15 protein-coding genes and 1 riboswitch are annotated in these 18216 nt (G+C 71.1%); of the genes, 5 read left to right on the forward strand and 10 right to left on the reverse strand.

Annotated features, from left to right (window positions below; genetic code table 11):
• The first annotated feature begins 64 nt into the window (after window positions 1-64).
• A complete protein-coding gene (locus tag H293_RS0107100; protein ID WP_020117186.1) occupies window positions 65-1924 on the forward strand; it encodes a cellulase family glycosylhydrolase in 1860 nt (619 codons plus the stop codon).
• 75 nt (window positions 1925-1999) lie between these two features.
• On the forward strand, window positions 2000-2407 hold the full coding sequence (locus H293_RS49205; protein WP_020117187.1) for a hypothetical protein: 408 nt from the start codon (window positions 2000-2002) through the stop codon (window positions 2405-2407).
• Between the two features lie 74 nt (window positions 2408-2481).
• On the opposite strand, the gene H293_RS0107110 is transcribed toward H293_RS49205, so the two are convergent.
• On the reverse strand, window positions 2482-3726 hold the full coding sequence (locus tag H293_RS0107110; protein WP_028807627.1) for a YncE family protein: 1245 nt from the start codon (window positions 3724-3726) through the stop codon (window positions 2482-2484).
• 184 nt (window positions 3727-3910) lie between these two features.
• Here H293_RS0107110 and H293_RS0107115 point away from each other — a divergent pair, with 184 nt between their 5' ends.
• The gene (locus H293_RS0107115) at window positions 3911-4573 is read left to right on the forward strand and encodes a TetR family transcriptional regulator (RefSeq protein ID WP_028807628.1); all 663 of its coding nucleotides are present in this window, start codon (window positions 3911-3913) and stop codon (window positions 4571-4573) included.
• 58 nt (window positions 4574-4631) lie between these two features.
• Here the strand turns inward: H293_RS0107115 and H293_RS0107120 are convergent, their stop codons facing one another.
• Window positions 4632-5861 (reverse strand): glycosyltransferase, encoded by a 1230-nt coding sequence (locus tag H293_RS0107120; protein WP_020117190.1) that lies wholly within the window; start codon window positions 5859-5861, stop codon window positions 4632-4634.
• Between the two features lie 204 nt (window positions 5862-6065).
• Between H293_RS0107120 and H293_RS0107130 the strand changes: the two genes are divergently transcribed.
• A complete protein-coding gene (locus H293_RS0107130; RefSeq protein WP_020117191.1) occupies window positions 6066-8033 on the forward strand; it encodes a ricin-type beta-trefoil lectin domain protein in 1968 nt (655 codons plus the stop codon).
• Window position 8034: 1 nt separating this feature from the next.
• On the opposite strand, the gene H293_RS0107135 is transcribed toward H293_RS0107130, so the two are convergent.
• Window positions 8035-8886, reverse strand: coding sequence for a bifunctional 5,10-methylenetetrahydrofolate dehydrogenase/5,10-methenyltetrahydrofolate cyclohydrolase (locus H293_RS0107135; protein ID WP_020117192.1), 852 nt, complete (start codon window positions 8884-8886; stop codon window positions 8035-8037).
• A gap of 22 nt (window positions 8887-8908) precedes the next feature.
• Window positions 8909-8991: riboswitch (ZMP/ZTP riboswitch) on the reverse strand.
• A gap of 204 nt (window positions 8992-9195) precedes the next feature.
• Entirely contained in the window at window positions 9196-9561 is a 366-nt protein-coding gene (locus H293_RS0107140) for a nuclear transport factor 2 family protein (protein ID WP_020117193.1), read from the reverse strand.
• 172 nt (window positions 9562-9733) lie between these two features.
• Here H293_RS0107140 and H293_RS0107145 point away from each other — a divergent pair, with 172 nt between their 5' ends.
• The gene (locus H293_RS0107145; protein WP_020117194.1) at window positions 9734-10027 is read left to right on the forward strand and encodes a hypothetical protein; all 294 of its coding nucleotides are present in this window, start codon (window positions 9734-9736) and stop codon (window positions 10025-10027) included.
• 61 nt (window positions 10028-10088) lie between these two features.
• On the opposite strand, the gene H293_RS0107150 is transcribed toward H293_RS0107145, so the two are convergent.
• From H293_RS0107150 to H293_RS0107175, 6 genes are all read right to left on the reverse strand, one after another.
• Window positions 10089-11270, reverse strand: a complete 1182-nt coding sequence (locus H293_RS0107150; RefSeq protein ID WP_020117195.1) for a type III PLP-dependent enzyme — start codon at window positions 11268-11270, stop codon at window positions 10089-10091.
• Complete coding sequence (locus H293_RS0107155) at window positions 11267-13000, reverse strand: IucA/IucC family protein (RefSeq protein ID WP_020117196.1); 1734 nt, start codon at window positions 12998-13000, stop codon at window positions 11267-11269. Before H293_RS0107155 ends, H293_RS0107150 begins: the two co-directional genes overlap by 4 nt.
• Complete coding sequence (locus H293_RS0107160) at window positions 12988-14196, reverse strand: MFS transporter (protein ID WP_020117197.1); 1209 nt, start codon at window positions 14194-14196, stop codon at window positions 12988-12990. Before H293_RS0107160 ends, H293_RS0107155 begins: the two co-directional genes overlap by 13 nt.
• On the reverse strand, window positions 14193-15911 hold the full coding sequence (locus tag H293_RS0107165; RefSeq protein ID WP_020117198.1) for an IucA/IucC family protein: 1719 nt from the start codon (window positions 15909-15911) through the stop codon (window positions 14193-14195). Before H293_RS0107165 ends, H293_RS0107160 begins: the two co-directional genes overlap by 4 nt.
• A complete protein-coding gene (locus H293_RS0107170; RefSeq protein WP_020117199.1) occupies window positions 15908-17080 on the reverse strand; it encodes an ATP-grasp domain-containing protein in 1173 nt (390 codons plus the stop codon). The genes H293_RS0107165 and H293_RS0107170 overlap by 4 nt, the downstream gene beginning before the upstream one ends.
• An 84-nt stretch (window positions 17081-17164) precedes the next feature.
• On the reverse strand, window positions 17165-18193 hold the full coding sequence (locus tag H293_RS0107175; protein ID WP_020117200.1) for an ABC transporter substrate-binding protein: 1029 nt from the start codon (window positions 18191-18193) through the stop codon (window positions 17165-17167).
• Window positions 18194-18216 lie beyond the last annotated feature (23 nt).

Here is an 18216-nt window from a genome sequence, read left to right on the forward strand (position 1 = left end):
GACGAAGGTGAAACTTACTCATCAGTCAGATGTGTTGACGTTGTACTGAAATGGTCGGACTGTAATGGACATGCCGAATAAACGCGCACGTCTGCTCGTTGTTCTGGTTGTCCTCTGTGGATTCCTGACGGTCGCGGGCGCCCGGCCCGCGCCCGCCGACGCCCTCACCGACTCCCTCTCGTTCGACGACACCCCCCTCACCGTCCAGAACGGACGGTTTGTCGACGGCAACGGCCGCGAGGTCGTGCTGCGTGGCTACAACGTCTCCGGCGAGACCAAGCTCGCCGAGAACAAGGGCCTGCCCTTCGCGACGGTCGCCGACGCCAGGAAGTCGGCCACCGCGCTCAGAGCCCTCGGTGGCGGCAACTCCGTGCGCTTCCTGCTCTCCTGGGCCTACGCGGAACCGGTGAAGGGCCAGGTCGACACCACGTACCTGGCGAACGCCACCGCGCAGATGCGGGCCTTCCTCGACGCGGGCATCCGCGTCTACCCCGACTTCCACCAGGACCTGTACTCCCGCTGGCTGTTCAACTCGGGGAGCTGGTACACCGGCGACGGTGCTCCCGCGTGGGCCGTGGCGCTCGGCAACTACTCCGCCGAGTCCTGCGGCATCTGCTTCACCTGGGGCCAGAACATCACCCAGAACGGCGCGGTGAAGGCCGGCCAGTACGACTTCTGGCACAACAGGTACGGCCTCCAGGACTCCTTCCTCGCCACCGCCCAGAAGACCATGGCCTACCTCAAGGCGAACCTCGCGACGGAGGAGTTCGCCGGCGTGGTCGGCTTCGACCCCTACAACGAGCCCTACGCCGGCAGCTACGACTCCGGGCAGAACAGCCGCACCTGGGAACGCGACCTGCTGTGGCCCTTCTACGTGAAGTTCCGGGCCCGGATGGACGCGGCGGGCTGGACGGACAAGCCCGCCCTGGTCGAGCCGAACCTCTTCTGGAACGGCAACGTCAGCAAGGAGGAGGGCGGCCTCCTCGACGCCGGCACGCTCGGCTCCCGGTACGTCTTCAACACCCACTTCTACGACCAGAAGGCCATCTCCGGCATCCTGATGTGGGGAAACGCCTCCGACGGCCAGTACGCCGGCGACTTCGGCACGGTCCGCGACCGTGCGGCGGCGGCCGGGACGACGGCCGTGGTCAGCGAGTTCGGGCACCCGCTCAACGGCTCGACCGCGGGCAAGGCGCCCACCGTCCTCAAGGCCATGTACCAGGCCCTCGACTCCCGGGTGAAGGGCGCCAACTGGTGGTCCGCGCCCGCCGGTTCGGGACCGGTCCTCTCCGGTACGCAGTGGCAGTGGGACCTCTACAACGGCCGTCACCACGAGCTGATGAACGACAACACCGACAAGGTCATGACCTCGGGCGACGCCTGGAACGACGAGGACCTGTCCGCCGTGAAGCTGAACGACTCGGGTACGGCGGTACTGCGCCAGGACGCCCGGCTCCTCGACCGGATCTACCCGAGCGCCACCTCCGGCTCCACGGTCGCCTTCACCTACGAGGACCGTTCACGCGACGGTTCCACGACCCTGACCTGGAACCCGGTGCCGAGCGGCCTGCCCAACGTCTCGTCGCTGGTCGGTTCCGGCCAGTACTCGGTGCTCGTGTGGCGCTCGGGAAGCGGTTCGGCGCCCACCGAACTCCATCTGCCCGCCTCCTTCCCGACCGCGGCCACCACCGTCGTCTCCGACCTGGGCACGGTGTACGGCCCGCCGGCCTACACCTCGTCCACCCCGGTCGGCGCGGCGGTCGAACCGGGCGGCACGGGCAGTCGCCGACTCCTGCTCACCGACACGGACTCGGGCGTCCTGCACTACGCCCTGGTGACCAACGGGGCGACCTCGCCCTCGGCGTCCGTGCTGAGCGCGGCCAAGGCCGAGCTGGCGGCCTGGGTGACCTCGAAGATCGGCTGACCCGGGGCAAGGGGACGATCCGGGTCGCGGAAGAACTCGGTTGAGTGTGCCGAGGCGGGTCGGCACACTCACCGGGTGGTCAACAGCGAGGTGTACGAACGGAGTTGGGACGAGCCCTGGTACCGCGTGCGGACCGACCGGTTCGTGGCGTCGTTCCTGCCCGGTGACGGCGAGGATCTGGACGAGGTCTGCAACGTGGACGTGTTCGTCCAACTGACGGCCGACGGGTCCCGCTGGAGCGCGACCGTGTTCACGCTCGCCGAGGTGCAGCGACTGATGGAGAGGTGGGCGCAGACGGGGGAGGAACAGGGCGGCCGCTACTTCTGGTGCTCCGACGGCCTGATCGTCCGCGATCCCGGCATCGACAACATGACCCAGGTGCTCAGCGGCCTGCTGGACAGCGGGGACTTCTCTCAGATCCTCCAGCGCATCGACGACGTCGAAGACCCCGAAGACCCCGAAGACCTCGAAGACGCGAAGTGAATGCCCGCGCCCGGTCGGCGCACGAGGCGTCACGACCGGGCGCGAAGTCGATCGCAGGGGCGGGACCGAGGGCCTCAGGAAGCCGGGCCGGCCCAGTTCTCGGCCACATGCCCGAGGCGCACCCGCTGCGGATGGTCGCCCACCGGCACGGACGCCGTCTTCTGCCCGGTCGCGAAGTCGATCGCGGTGACCTGGTCGGCACCGCTCTCGGACACGACACAGCTCTTGCCGTCGCCGCTGACGGTCGCCCAGTAGGGCTTGGAGGCGGGGACGAGGGGGCCCTCCTGGAGGGTGGTCCGGTTCACGACGGTCGCGTAGTCGTCCATCGTGCCCGCGACGCAGAGCTTGCTGCCGTCCGGGCTCATCGACAGGCCGTGGTGGCGTGAGTCGTTGACCATGGTGGTGCGGTCGTCGCTGGTCGCCGGGTTCTTCGGCAGGGTCTTCGTTCGGGTGATCTTGTCGGTGGCGAGGTCGTACTCGAAGAAGCCGTTGAAGAACGACACCTGGAAGTAGAGCTTGGACTCGTCCGGCGAGAACACGGCGGGCCGGACGGCGTCGGAGTAGTCCGTGAGGCCGATCGCGTTCAGCTTGTCCCGCATGTCGATGGTCTTGACCTGCTTGTAGGTGGTCGCGTCCACCACCGTGATGTGCCGGTCGCCCTTCGTCCAGTCCAGCCAGGGCGCGTCCGAGTCGGTGTTCACGTCACCGATAGCCATGTTCCAGATGTACTTGCCGTCCCTGGTGAAGATGTTCTCGTGCGGCTTGTCGCCGGTGGCGAACGAACCGAGCTGCTGTCCGGTGTTGATGTTCAGCACGTGCACGGTGTTGGCGGTGGAGGCCGACACCGCGACCCGGGTGCCGTCGGGGGAGACCGCCATGTGGTCGGCGCGGTAACCCGAGACCTTGAAGCGCCAGTTGATCTTCCCGGTGGCGAGGTCGATCGAGACCACGTCCGCGAAGCTCGGCCGTGAGACGACCACCGACCTGCCGTCCGGCGTGGAGTACATGTCGTCGACGAACTGGTCGTGGCCCTCGCCGACGCTGTTGCGGATCGCCATGAAGTAGATCCACTTGATCGGGTCGGCGTTGATCTCCGCCATCCGCGCGTCCTTGTCGGGGACGACGTTGATCCGGCCGATCTTGGCCAGGTCACCGGAGGACTTGATGACGTCGGCGGTGCCGTCCCAGTTGTTGCCCACGAACAGCACCTCGCGCAGGGCGGCGGTGTCCGCGGCGGAGGCCACGGTCGCGGGGGCGGTGACGGTCAGGACGACGGCTGCGGCCATGGCACACAGGTGTCTGGGGTTGAGAACAGGCATGACGGGTCTCCCTCTGGGCGGCTCGTGACGGGGGCATGCCAAGACGGCGAAACTGAAGACGCGTGCTTTCAGAGTCAACTTACTGAAAAGTAAGGAAGGGGGGCCCTTCTCCACAAGACTGCGTACGCGACAAACTTGGCGCTCATACGGAAGGCCGGACGTGCCGGCCCGGGTGGGAGGTGCGGTGACGGGCAGGCTCAAGGCCCCGACCGGTCGCTACGGCGGCAAGACGGCCGCGGAGCGGCAGGCCGAGCGGCGCCGCCGTTTCCTGGACGCGGCCCTCCAGCTCTTCGGGGACGCTCCCGGCTACCGCGGCACGACCGTCGCGGCCCTCAGCGAGGCCGCGGCCCTTTCCACCCGCCAGTTCTACGAGGAGTTCCGCACCCTTGAGGACGTCCTGGCCGCGCTTCACCTGGAGGTCAACGACTGGGCGACGGCGGCCGTGGTGGCCGCGGTGGCCGACGCCGACCACCTGCCGCTCGCCGAGCGCGCGGCCGCGATCTTCCGCGCCTACGCGGCGAACGTCACGTCCGATCCCCGCCGTGTGCGGATCACCTTCGTGGAGATCATCGGCGTCAGCCCGCGTCTGGAGCAGCAACGGCTGGCCCGCCGGTCGCACTGGGTCGACCTGGTGTGCGCCGAGGCGAACCGGGCCGTCGGGCGGGGGGAGGCGGCCCCGCGGGACTACCGGCTCGCGGCGACCGGGTTCATCGGCAGCGTGAACGGGCTGCTGCACGACTGGAGCGCGGGGTGGGTGGACGCGACGCTGGACGAGGTCGTGGAGGAACTGGTGCGGCAGCTGTTGGGGATTCTCCGGCCGGCGGGGTGGGCGCCTGCCGGGGGGTGAGAGTGGCGCTGCTCGGCTGCGGTGCCGTCGTGGCCGTCGGCCTGAGGCGATGTCGTAGTCAGCCTTCCAGTCGGTTCACCGCGTCCACCACGGGGGTCACGCCGTCCTCCGCCCGGATGTGTGCGCCCAGCGTCCGCGCCCGCTCCCGACGTCCCGCGTCCTTCGTCGCCCGGACCAGTGCCTCCCCCAGCGCCTCGGCGGTCAACTGCCGCAAAGGCAGGGCGCGCGGGGCCACGCCCAGGGCGACCAGCCGTGCGGCCCAGAAGCCCTCGTCGAACTGGATCGGCACCGGCACCGCCGGAACTCCCGCGCGCAGGCCCGCGGCCGTCGTGCCCGCGCCCGCGTGGTGCACGAGCGCCGCCATGTGGGGGAACAGCGCGGAGTGCGGTACCTCGTCGATGGTCAGCATGTCGTCCCCCGTCGCCGTCAGACCCGCCCAGCCGCGCTGGATCACACCGCGCAGCCCGGCCCGGCGCAGCGCCCGTACGATCTCGGCGCTGAGGCGCGCGGGATCGGGTACGGTCGCGCTGCCCAGGCCCACGAAGACCGGGGGAGGGCCGGCCTCGACGAATGCCCGCAGGTCGTGGGGGAGCGGGGCGTCGCCGTCGTATGGCCACCAGTAGCCCGCCACGTCGAGTCCGGACCGCCAGTCGCGGGGCCGGGCGACCACCCGGGGGCTGAAGCCGTGCAGGACCGGCCAGCCCTGCCGCTCGCGGATGCGCAGTGCCGCGGCCGTGCCCAGCGGGGGCAGACCGAGCCGGGCCCGGACCGGCGGGAGGGCCGCACCGAAGACCTGCTCCACCGCCAGGTTCAGGCCCAGTCCGGCGACCCGGTTGCCGAACGGCCCCCAGGAGCCGACGCCCAGCATGGGTGGTGCGAACTCCCGGGTGGCCGCGAGGGGTTGGAGGTTGAGCCCGAGGCTGGGCAGTCTCAGGCCCTCGGCGACGGCATGGCCCAGCGGGGCCACCGATCCGGACAGGAGCAGTGCGTCACTGGCCAGGGCGGCCGTCACCAGGTCGTCCGCCATCCGCCCGGCCAGGGACCGGGCCATCGCGACCACCCGCACCAGCTTGCCCACGCCGGTCGTGCTGCGGTGCAGCGCCTGCCCGCGCGACGACTCCAGCTCCGCCCGGGGATCGACCGGCAGCGCGTGGAAGCGAATGCCGGCCCGCGTGGCCAGTGGCTCGAAGCGCTCGTGGGTGACCAGGGTGACCTCGTGGCCGGCCCGCGCCAGGCGGTGCCCCAACCCCGTGAACGGGGCGACGTCGCCCCGGGAACCCGCTGTCATGATCGCTACTCGCACGCCGGACAGTATGGCGCCGCGGGCGGCCGTTCCGCGCGAAGGACCCATGCTCTCAGGCCAGTTCACCGTTGTCGCGGCCGTTGACTTCACCCTCCCCTGGCTCTAGCTTCAGCGCGCACGATGTTCGAATCACCGGCCTTGGTTCGAAATATCGATCAAATGCTGGTGTCCCCCCGCTGAAGGAGCCGCATGTACCCCCCGCCGCGAACGACCCGCAGAGGTCTCGCAGGATGCTTCCGAGCCGCGGCCGTCCGCGCACTCGCCCTCGCCCTGACCGCCTGCGCCGCCCTGCTCTTCGCCCAGCCGGCCCCGGCACAGGCCGCCACCTCCCGGCAGATACCGGTGCCCTCGGCCCCGATGGGCTGGGTGTCGTGGAACAGCTTCGCCGCGAAGATCGACTACAGCGTGATCAAGGCGCAGGTCGACGCGTTCGTCGCGTCCGGTCTCCCGGCGGCGGGATACAAGTACATCAACATCGACGAGGGCTGGTGGCAGGGCACGCGCGACAGCGCCGGGAACATCACCGTCGACGAGTCCGAGTGGCCCGGCGGCATGAAGGCCATCGCCGACTACATCCACGGCATGGGCCTCAAGGCCGGTATCTACACAGACGCGGGCAAGGACGGCTGCGGCTACTACTACCCGACAGGCCGCCCCGCCGCCCCCGGCTCCGGCAGCGAGGGCCACTACGACCAGGACATGCTCCAGTTCTCCCGGTGGGGCTTCGACTTCGTGAAGGTCGACTGGTGCGGCGGTGACGCGGAAGGACTCGACGCGAAGACGACGTACCAGTCGATCAGTGACGCGATCACCAGGGCCACCGCCACCACGGGGCGGCCGATGACCCTGTCACTGTGCAACTGGGGCCGCCAGAACCCGTGGAACTGGGCCCCGGGGCAAGGCGCGATGTGGCGGACCAACGACGACATCATCTTCTACGGCAACAAGCCGTCGATGACGAACCTGCTGACCAACTACGACCGCAACCTTCACCCCACCGCCCAGCACACCGGCTACTACAACGACCCGGACATGCTGATGGTCGGCATGGACGGCTTCACCGCCGCCCAGAACCGCACCCACATGAACCTATGGGCCGTCTCCGGCGCCCCGCTCCTGGCCGGCAACAACCTGGCCACCATGACCACCGAGACCGCGAACATCCTGGGGAACCCCGAGGTCGTCGCCGTCGACCAGGACCCGCGCGGCCTCCAGGGCGTCAAGGTCGCCGAGGACACCACCGGACTCCAGGTCTACGGCAAGGTCCTGTCCGGCACCGGCAACCGTGCCGTCGTCCTCCTCAACCGCACCTCCGCCGCCCAGAACATCACCGTCCGCTGGTCCGACCTGGGCCTCACCAACGCGAACGCCACCGTCCGCGATCTGTGGGCGCGCGCCAACGTCGGCTCGTACGGCACGGATTACACCACCGGCGTGCCGGCGGGCGGCTCGGTGATGCTCACGGTCACCGGCGGCACCGAGGCCGCGAGCAGCACCTACACCGGCACGTCGAGCTTCTCCGGAGTCGTCGCCGGGAACACCGGGATCAAGACCGTCGACATCGCCTACACCAACAACACCTCGGCGCCCCGCACCGCGACCCTCAAGGTCAACGGCCAGGGCGCGACCACGGTCTCCTTCCCGCCCACCGGCTCCTCCCAGGGGACCGTCTCGGTCCAGGTCGGCCTGTCCAAGGGCTCCACCAACACACTCACCTTCACGGGCGCCCCGACACTCGCCGACATCACGGTCCGCCCGCTGCCCGGCACCGACAGCACCCTCGCCGTGGGCACCCAGTCGGGCCGCTGCCTCGACCTCTACGACAACACCATCGGCAACGGCACCCAGGCCGAGCTGTGGGACTGCAACGGCGGCCAGAACCAGCAGTGGACGTACACCTCCCGCAAGGAACTCGTGGTGTACGGCAACAAGTGCCTGGACGCCTACAACCTCGGCACGACCAACGGCACACAGGTCGTGATCTGGGACTGCAACGGCCAGAACAACCAGAAGTGGAACGTCAACAGCGACGGCACGATCACCAACGTCAACGCCGGTCTCTGCCTGGACGCCTACAACGCGGGCACCGCCAACGGCACCCAGACGGTGCTCTGGTCGTGCAACGGCCAGGCCAACCAGAAGTGGACGCTGAGCTGAGCTAGCCCTGCCGGGCGGCCGCCTCCGCTGCTCGAACGGTCTGTTCCAGCAGCGTGGCGATGGTCATCGGACCGACCCCGCCCGGCACCGGCGTGATCAGCGAGGCCCGCTCCACCGCGGAGTCGAAGTCGACGTCACCGACGTTCCCCTCGTTGTAGCCGGCGTCGACCACGACCGCGCCGGGCTTGATGTCCTGGCCCCGGATCAGCCGGGGCCGGCCCACCGCCGCGACCACGATGTCCGCCTCCCGTACGGCCGCCGACAGGTCCGCCGTACGGGAGTGGCAGTAGGTCACCGTGGCGTCCCGGGCGAGCAGCAGCATCCCGGCCGGCTTGCCGAGGATCGCGCTGCGGCCCACGACCACGGCCCGCTTTCCGGCCGGGTCGACACCGTACTCGTCGAGCAGCCGCATGATCCCGCCGGGCGTGCACGACACGAAGCCCGGCAGCCCGAAACTCATCGTCGCGAAGGAGGCGAAGGTGACCCCGTCGACGTCCTTCTCCGGCGCGATCGCCTCGAACGCGGCCCGCTCGTCGATGTGCGGGCCCATCGGGTGCTGGAGCAGGATGCCGTGCACGGTGGGGTCGGCGGAGAGGGCGCGCAGCGCGGCGACCAGTTCCTCGGTGGTGGTGGCCGCGGGCAGCTCCACGTGCCGCGACTCGATGCCGGCCGTGCGGCAGCGGTTGCGCTTCATCCGGACGTAGGTGACGGAGGCGGGGTCCTCGCCGACCAGCACCGTCGCGAGACAGGGCGCCCGTCCGGTGCGCGCGGTGAGGTCGGCCGCCCGCTTCGCGGTGTCCTCGACGATGCGCCGGGCGAGCGTGTTGCCATCCATGAGCCGTGCCTGGACCATGATCCACTCCTGAGCCGATCGAAGGAATCGCCCAGGCGCACGGCATCGAGTGTGCGGACCGCTCCACGGTGGTGCTCCACCTCAGCGCCAGTCACGGTCCGGCGCTCACATTAACCTCTCCTGCGGTGGAGCCGTCCGGGCGGCCCCGGGAGCCAGCGGGCGATCTCCCGGGCCAGGACCGCAGCAGCAGCGGCTGCCGGCTTCGCGCGGCTGCTGCGGAAACTGATCGTGCCGCCGAGTCCGCCCCGGACGGACCGAGAAGGCCCAGGTCACAGTCGTGACACGACGGGCCTCCTCGGTTCGGGTTTCCTACTCGTCCCACGCCTCGACCATGATCTGCTCGGAGATCTTGCCGTCGCGCAGGGTGACCATCGACTCCGACAGGACGCGCATTCCGTCCGAGTACTGGCAGGACTCGCTGTAGGCCGCGCGGTCGCCCTGGACCACGCACCCTTCCAGCTTGTGGGTCATGTCGCGGCTGTAGACGTCGCTCAGCATCTCGCCGATCTCGTCACGGCCGTGCAGGACCTTGGGGTGGCTGGGTGTGGCGTTCCGGTTGACGAGGCGTATCTCCGCGTCGTCCGCGTACAGAGACAGAAGCGTCTCGGGGGTGTGCCCTTCGATGCCCCGGCGCAGGGTGTCGGTGTCGAAGCCCGAGCTTGCCGCGGTGCCCATGGTGACCTCCTTCGAGGGCCCGGCCCGACGAGGAGCGGACCGCGCAGGCCCTGTTTCTTCGAGACTCCTCCGCCCCGGCGGCCACGGCAAGCGCAGAGCGGGCGCTCCGCCTGACGGGTGAGGGGCAGCGGGCGGCCGTGACCGCGAGGGGCCCGACCGCGTTGCTGAGAGCATGATCTCAACTCGACGTATCGTCGCCGCCGTCGGTCTCGCCGTCGGCGTCACCGGCATCACCGCCCCCCTCGCGAACGCGGCCGACGCGGCCGCCCCGAACGCCGGGCAGCTCAACCCGATCGCGGTGATCGACTCGCTCGCGATGAGTGACATCCCCGCGGAGCACAAGGACGAGATCCCGCCGGTCTCCCGGCAGCTGGCCGGCCTCAACCGGGTCAACGACCTGAACCAGCTGGGCCAGGTCACCGGCCTCGTCGCCCCCGTCACCGGGCTGGTGCCGGCCGTCCACTGACCCTCCCGCACAAGAACCGAGGGCCGCCCGGATCACCGGGCGGCCCTCGACGCATGTCGTCTCACGCGTCCAGGAAGTGGAGCCCGGGCCGGGGGTGCATCAGGAAGTCGTGGTGCGAGATGTTCCACGCGTAGGCGCCGGCCAGCGAGAACAGCACCCGGTCACCCGCCCGCAGTCCGGGCGCGGGCACCCGGCGGGCCAGCACGTCCTTCGGGGTGCACAGCTGCCCGACCAGCGTGACCCGCTCACCCGCGGCGGCCGGCCGGGGCCAGGGATGCGGCCAGTCGTCCACGGCCAGCACCGAGCAGGGCTGGTCGTGGCCCTTGGCCGCCGGGGTCCGCAGATGATGGGTGCCGCCCCGGACGACGGCGAACTCCTCGCCGTGACTGCGCTTCACGTCCAGCACCTCGGTCACGTACCAGCCGCAGTACGCCGTCAGCGCCCGCCCCGGCTCGATCCGCAACGTCAGCCCGGGGTGAGTGTCGGTCAGCCGGGCCAGTCCCTCGCCGTACGCCGCCCAGTCGAAGCGGCGCTCCGGGTCGGCGTAGTCGACGCCCATGCCGCCGCCGACGTTCACCTCGGCGAGCGGTACGCCGAGCGAGGTGGCCCACAAGACGACGGCCTCGGCCACCCTCAACTGCCGCGCGGCCTCCAGACCACTGGCCAAGTGGGCGTGCACACCACGGAGTTCGAGCTGCGGGTAGGTGCCGTCCGTGAGCGCCGCGACGACCTCGCGCGCCTGGCCGGGGTCCATTCCGAAGGGTGCCGGACGGCCGCCCATCGCCAGCGAACTCCCCTCCAACGACCCCTCCGGCACGGGGAGGTTGACCCTGGGCAGCACCGCCACCCGACGCCCCGGGGTGACGCGCCGGGCCGACTCGGCCAGCACACGCAGCAAGTACGCGCTCTCGACGTGGAACCGCTCGACTCCCCGTTCCAGGGCGGCCGTCACCTCGTCCGGCGTCTTGCCCGGACCGCCGAAGGCGAGCGGCCGGCCCGGCACCGCCTTGGCGACATGGGCGAGTTCACCGCCCGAGGAGACCTCGTACCCGTCGACGTACGGCGCGAGCGCGGCGAGGATCTCCGGCTCCGGGTTGGCCTTGGCGGCGTAGTACACCTCGACCCGGTCGGGCAACGCATGTCGCACGGCGGCAACGTGGGCGCGCAGAGCCCTCAAGTCATAGACGTAGGCGGGCAGTTCGGTGGAGCGCAGGGAGCTGACGTGGTCGGTGAGCTCGGTCATCGGGTGCTCCCGGTCGTGTCGCGCAGGATGTCCTCGGCCAGGGGGGACGCCAGCCGGACGTAACCGGCCTCACGGTCGGCCTTGCGCTCCCAGCGGGTGAGCAGGTTGGCCTTGGCCGGCCAGGGCACCCCGGCGAGCAGGGCGGCCAGCCGGGGCGGGCAGCCGTGCCGGTCGGCGTACGCCTGGAGGGTGTCCCGCACCCGGCCCCACAGCTCGGCCTCCCGGTGCGGGTGCAGGTCGGCGAGGGCCGCGAGCAGTTCGGCGACGTGGTTGACGAGCAGGCAGTACACGACCCGGTCCCAGCCGCGCCGGCCGTCGTAGGTCATCGGGCCCGCGACCTCGGGCGGCAGCGCGGCGAGGGCGTGCTCGTGGTGCTCGGGGAGCAGCTTGGTGCCCTCCAGGTCGCGGAAGAGGACCTGGGCGGGCATGCCGTCGGAGTCCACGCACACGAGAACGTTCTGGAGATGCGGTTCGAGGACGATGCCGTGGTCGAAGTAGGCGGCCAGGACGGGCGGCAGCAGCAGGTCGAGGTAGGCCGACCACCAGGCGAGGGGGTCCGTGTCCTTGAGGAGGCGCGAGATGTGGGCGGTGCCGGTCGGGTACTCGTCGGCGACCGCGGCCGCCAGCAGGGGAGTGACCGCCGGTGCGAGCCGCCGGGGCAGGCCTTCGCGGACGATGACGCCGAAGCCCTCGAACAGGGCGCGGTCCGGGGCGCCGTCCGGGCCCGGCAGGGCGAGCGTGCGGTAGGCGGGCTCACGGAGCACCGCGCTGCCGGGGAAGCGCTCGGCGAGGTCGGCGAGCGCCGGAGCGAGGGCACGGGTGAGGGCGACCGCGCCGGAGAGCTCGTAACTGCTGTTCTTGCGGACGCAGTTGGTGATCCGCACGTTGAGGCTGAACTTCAGGAAGGTCTCGCCGTCGTACAGGGTCCGCACCGACGCGGTGGCCGCGAAGGGCAGCCCGCCCGGGCCGAGGTCGATCACGTCACCGCGGTCGAGGGCTGCGCGCAGCGCCGGGTGCTCACTCAGTGACTCGTACTGCCAGGGGTGGACGGGCAGCAGGCGGTGGCCGTCCGGTACGTCCGCGCGCTGTCCGTCCAGCACGGCCGTTGCCCAGGGGGCCGCGGACTCCTCGGCGATCAGGTGGGCCCGCACCGCGAGGTGCCGCAGCGGGAAGGCCGCCCCGGCCTCCGGGGCGTACGCCGACCAGGACCGCGGATCACCGGTGCGGGCCTTGGGCGTGGGGTGGAAGCGGTGACCGAAGAGCAGGGACTGCTCCGAGGCCAGGTAGGCGTCCTGAGCGCCCGCACCCCTGGCGGCCAGGGCGGTGGAGATCGCCTCGTGGCTGGACGCGATCTGCTCCAGGAACTCCTCGTTGCGTACTCCCGTGCGCAGGGACAGCTCGTCGTGCGTGTACTCGGCCAGCCGCCGCCAGTCGACCTCCGACCAGCCGGTGTCCCGCTGTTCGCCCACCGGGCCGGTGAAGCGGTGGGCGCCGAGGAGCGAGGTGCGGCGCAGGGCCACGCGCAGCAGGACTCCACGGCGGGGGAGCCGCAGCAGCAGGTGGTCTCCGGCGACGACGGTCTGGCGTTCGGGGCCGGACACCTCGCGCAGCAGGCAGTTCAGGAGCGTGTGGGCCACCGCGTCGTCGGGAGTGGGCAGGGTGCTCGCGGGCGCGCGAAGTGAGAGGGGGGTCCCCGCGGAGGAGGTCCCGGGGCGGGTCAGTGAGGGCATCGACGGCTCCAGCGGATGCGGTGGTTCAGTGGGGGAAGCAGGGCGGCGAGGGCGGTGGCGGTGGCGGCGGCGCTGCCCGTCACCACGGGTGCGGCCGGGCCGAAGCGGGCGGTGCCCACGGCCGCGGCGACGCCGGCGGCGACCGCGCCGGCCTTGGAGAAGAACTCCAGCGAACCGAACAGACCGCCGGGCGCCCGGCCCTTCACGCACTCGGCGGCCAGCACCTGGAGGCACACCAGGCCGAGGGTGAGCCCCACGCCGAGCAGCAGCCGGACGGCGACGAGGGTGGCGAGGGAACCGGCCACCCCGTGACCGGCGAGACCGAGCGCGATACAGAGGAAGCCGAGGGCGATCCCGGTGCGCGGCCGGTCCTGGAACGCGGAGTGCACCGTGAGCGCCGCCACCAGGTAGACCAGGTGGGGCAGGGCGAACAGGACGCCGGACAGCAGCGGTGACGTGCCGGGCAGCCGCTCTTCGACGAGGGCGATCAGATACGGGAAGGACACGACGGTGGAGAACACGAAGGCGAACTCCAGGCCGTACAGGGCTTTCAGTGACACCGTCGGCCCGGCCGCGGCGGCCCGTTCGAGCCTGCTCACCGGTGCCTGGGTGGCCGTCGGTTCGGGCAGGGCCGCCAGCAGCAGGGCGGCCGTGAGCGGGAGCACGGCGAGCAGCGCGTACTGGCGGTGCGGCGACAGCCAGCCGGACAGCGAGCCCACCACGATCGGCGCGAACACCAGCGCGGCCCGGGCACTGCCCTGCATCAAGGTGAGTGCCCTGGACAGTGCCGGGCCTTCGAGGGCGGCCCCCAGATAGCCGTTGGACGCCGCGAACGTGCCGCCCAGGATGCCCTGGAGGACCAGTGCCAGGGTGAAGGTGACCAGCGAGTCCGCCCAGCCCGCGAGCAGGAAGGACAGCGTCAGCCCCAACTGGGCCCGCAGCAGCAGCCGTTTGCGGCCGAAGCGGTCGGCGAGCCGCCCCCACAGCGGGGCGAACAGGGCGCCGAACACCGTGGGGACGACATACAGGACCCCCGCCCAGCGGGCATGCCGGTCGCCCAGCTCCGGGAGGATCTCGGTGAGATACGGCGGCAGCCCGAGCGCCGCGAAGGACGCGACGAAGTAGCAGCCCGCCACGGCCTGCACCTGGCCGCGGCCTGACACCGGGCGGGGTATCCGCAGTGCGGCGCCGCTCATGCCGTGGTCCCCTCACGCAGAAGGTAGTTGGGGCCGGTCGTGTAGTGCTTGTTGATGTCGGCGGCCCCGGAGCGCTCCTTGGACAGCAGCGTCCCGGCCGAGACCATCGCCTTCACCGGCAGCCGCGGAGCCTCCAGCACCCGGGCCCGCAGGACGTCGCCCGCGTCCCCGCCGAGCCGGTTCACGGCCTCCGTCAGCCGGTCGCGGACGAGGCGCAGCAGTTCCGGGCGGTGCTCGGTGAGCCCGAACGCGTAGGCCCCCGCGCACAGATGGACGGTGATGGTGGTGAACAGGTCGGCGACCGGGCCGTCCCGGGTGGTGAACGTGCGCGTGTCGTCGAAGCCCCAGGGACCGGGCAGTACGGCTGCCAGGCGCTCGGTGTTGATGCGCGGTCCGTCGTTGTCCTTGAACAGCAGCCTCAGACTTCTGGGACGCAGCACCAGCGAGAGGTTCTGCTGGTGCGACTCCAGCGCGATGCCCAGACCGAACAGAGTGGTCTGCCAGTCGAAGAGCAGCGTCAGGAAAGCGTCCAGCAGGGCGAGCGGATCGCCGCCGAAGAACCGGTCGGCCAGATGGTCGACGACCAGTCGTCCACCGGGGGCCGGGGCGAGCAGCGCGGCCGCCGGCACGACGACCGCCCCGTCGAGACCGGACGGGTAGCGGCGGCACAGGACGGCGAGCAGTTCGTGGCCCGCGTGGGCGTACGTCGTCTCGTCGGCGTGCAGGACCATGGCCCGGAACCGGGGCTCACGGGCCGCCGCCTGCTCCAGCAGCCGCTGTCCCGCCGCACCGTCGACCAGGGTGCCGGGCTTGATGGAGCGCTTGTTGCGCAGGCCCAACGTGGCGGTGGCCAGGGGCAGTTTGAGATGGACGGCCGGGTCCGCGAGGGTCGCCACCGTCCGCATCGACAGCGTCGGTACGACGTCCAGGTACGGCCGCTCGGCGAGCAGCGCGCTGTTCGCCAGGCCGGTGGAGCGCAGGGCCTCTCCGAGCGGGGCGCCGACGGTCAACGGATGGACCGGCAGGGCGACATGGGTGCCCTGCAGCTCGGGCAGTCCGAGCTCTTCCGGAGTCGGCCAGAACCCGGGGAGCGGACCGGTCAGGGTGACCGCCGCACGCGGTACGGCGAGCCAGCGCAGAGTGAAGGTGGGGTGGAACTCGGGGGCGTAGGAGCGGAGTTGGTCCGGGGCCAGTCCTGAGCGGCCGCGGGCCGTGGGGTAGACGGGGTGGTCGATGCGGGCGGCGAGCGTGTCGTACGCCAGAGAGCCGGCGAGGCCCGTCCAGCGGGCCGGGTCGGGGCCGTACCGTGCGGTGAGGTGTCCGGCGGTCTCCGTCCGGGTCTCGGCGTGCAGCCGCATCGTCTCCAGGGTCTGCCGGCACTCCTCGGCGAACGCGTCGAAACCGTCCCGGTCCTCGGGCTCGGCGAGCGCCCGCAGTGCGTCGAGCACGGCGGTGTGGGAGGTCAGCTCGGTGCCCTCCGGCTCGCGCACGAGGAGCGGCAGCCGGGCGGCGTAGTCGCACTGGAAGCCGTCCTCGGCGACGGGCAGCAGCAGGGCCGCCCCCTCGGGACCGGCCAGCCGTAGCCACGCGCCGTCCTCGCGCCGCACCAGGGCGCTGCGGGTGCGCAGGCCGGCCACGTCCTCACGCAGCAGGGCGCTCAGGACGCGGGTGAGCAGCTCGGCCTCGCAGGTGTCCGTCCTGGTCGGCGCGGTCACGGCCGGATCTCCCAGCGCTGTGCGGCCAGGAACTCCGCCGAGACCCGGTCCACGGTGGGCTGGTCGGTGCCGACGGCCCGCAGCACGCCCAGGTAGTCGCGGTTGGTGCGGTACAGGTCGTGCCGTTCGCCCGTCTCCCGCAGCGGACGGTATGTCAGCTGCACTCCGTCCACGGTGAGTTCGGTGGCGGCGGGGGCCTCGGTGAGGGTTCCGGCGCGGTCCGCGCAGGGGTACTCCAGCCGGGCGGCGCCGTCGCGGCGGACACCCAGGTCGGCCGGGAGGGGCTCGCCGAGGTGGGTGCGCAGGATGTGCTCGAAGAGCGGGACGTCCAGGAGCCGGGCCAGCAGCAGGTCGCACTGGTCGCCGATGGCACGGTAGTTGACCTCGATGATCCGCGCCCGCCCCTCGTGCACCACGAACTCGGTGTGGCAGGCGCCGAACCCCACGCCCAGGGCGTCGAGTTGGGTGAGAACCTGTTCCTGGACCGCCTCGGGGTGGGCGGGGACGAAGACCATCCGCTCCTCGATGAAGTACGGCGGTGGCGACAGCTCGGTGTGGAAGCCGCCCAGGACGTGGCGGAGCCGGCCGTCGCCGATCGTCTCCAGGGTGTACAGCTCGCCCGGGAGGTACTCCTCGACGACCAGGACGGTTCCGGGGCGGCGGTCGAGGATCTCCTTGGAGCGGGTGACGAGGTCTTCCGGGCTGTCGACGAGGACGACGTCCTCGCTGGCCACGCCCTCGCGGGGCTTGAGGACGCAGGGGTAGGGGGTGTCGGGCGCCACGGGCTCGGTGATCTCGGCGGACCGGACGACGTCCACGCCCGAGGCGGCGAGCTGTCTGCGCATCTCCGCCTTGTCCTTGGTCCGAAGAGTCGCCCGCCAGTCCTTGCCGGGCAGGCCGAAGTAGGCGGCGGCGAGGGCGGCCTGGGTCTGGAGGTGGTCGCTGTTGGTGAAGACGGCGTCGGGGCGGTGGTGGGTGGAGATCCGGGTGAGCACGGCCCGGAAGTCCCGGACGTCGCACTCCAGGATCTCGGTCTCCGGATACGTGCGGCGGTGGGCCTCGGGCCGGTCGGTGAGGACGGTGACGTCCAGGCCGAGCCGGGCGGCCGCGGGCAGGAAGCCCTCGGTGACGGAGTCGGTGGGGTTGAGGGCGAGCAGGTACAGGCGCATCGGTGAAGGACGACTTCCGCTAGGGGGTGGGGGGTTCGGGGGCGGGCCGCCCTCGTGATCGCGGCCCGCCCCGGTCAGCGGGAGCTACTTCTTCGGCAGGGGCACGCCGGTGGCCTTCGCCACGTCCGCGAGCATCTGCTCGGCGGCCTGGACCCCGATGCCGGACATCCAGGTCTCGTCCGGGACCTCGAAGACCTTGCCGTCCTTGACGGCCGGGAGGGACTTCCACACCGGGTTGGAGGTGACCTGCTTCTGCTGGGTCTTGTCCGGGGTGTCGGCGGTGGTGACGAAGACCAGATCGGCGTCGGCCTGGTCGATCTGCTCGGGGCTGACGTCCTTCATCGTGACCTCGGGGTCGTTCGACACCTGGGACGTGGGCCGCTTGAGGCCGATGTCGTTCAGGACCACACCGCTGTAGGAGTTGGACTGGTACAGCCGGGTCGGACCGGCGATGAAACGGACCACGGAAGCGGTCGGCATGGTGCCGCCGTCCTTCTTCCTGATGACCTCACCCAGCGCCTTGGCCCGCGTCTCGTACTCCTTGAGCTCGGCCGCGGCCTCCTTCTCCAGCCCGAGCGCCTCGGCGTGCACCTTCAGGTTCTGCTTCCATACACCGCCGGTCGTCTCGGTGAAGACGGTCGGGGCGATCGCGCTGAGCTTGTCGTAGACCGCCTCGTGGCGGACCTTGGACGACAGGATCAGGTCCGGCCTGAGCGAGGCGATCTTCTCCAGGTTGGGCTCCAGGAGCGGGCCGACGTCGGCGGTGCCGTCGAGTTCGCCCTTCAGGTACGTGGGGAAGCCGCCCTCGGTCTTGAAGTGCGGGGCGACCGCGCCGACCGGGTCGATGCCGAGCAGGGTGACATCGTCCAGCTCGCCGGTGTCGAGCACGACGATCCGCTTGGGCTGGGACGGGATTTTCACGTCGCCCATCGCGGTCTTGAGCGTGCGGGGGAAGCCGGAGGACGCGGCGGCGGCCTTCGCCGAGGTCGAGTCGTCGGAGGAGTCCTCGCTGCCGCAGGCGGCCAGGACGGCCGTGCCGAGCAGGACGGAGAGCAGCACGGCGAGCAGTCGGCCGATGCCGCTGATTCCGGGCAGGGATGAGCGCTTGGGCATGGGGGGTCGGTCCTTCTCGGTAG

This window comes from Streptomyces canus 299MFChir4.1, assembly GCF_000383615.1.
In the GTDB taxonomy this organism is placed as follows: Bacteria; Actinomycetota; Actinomycetes; order Streptomycetales; family Streptomycetaceae; genus Streptomyces; species Streptomyces canus_C.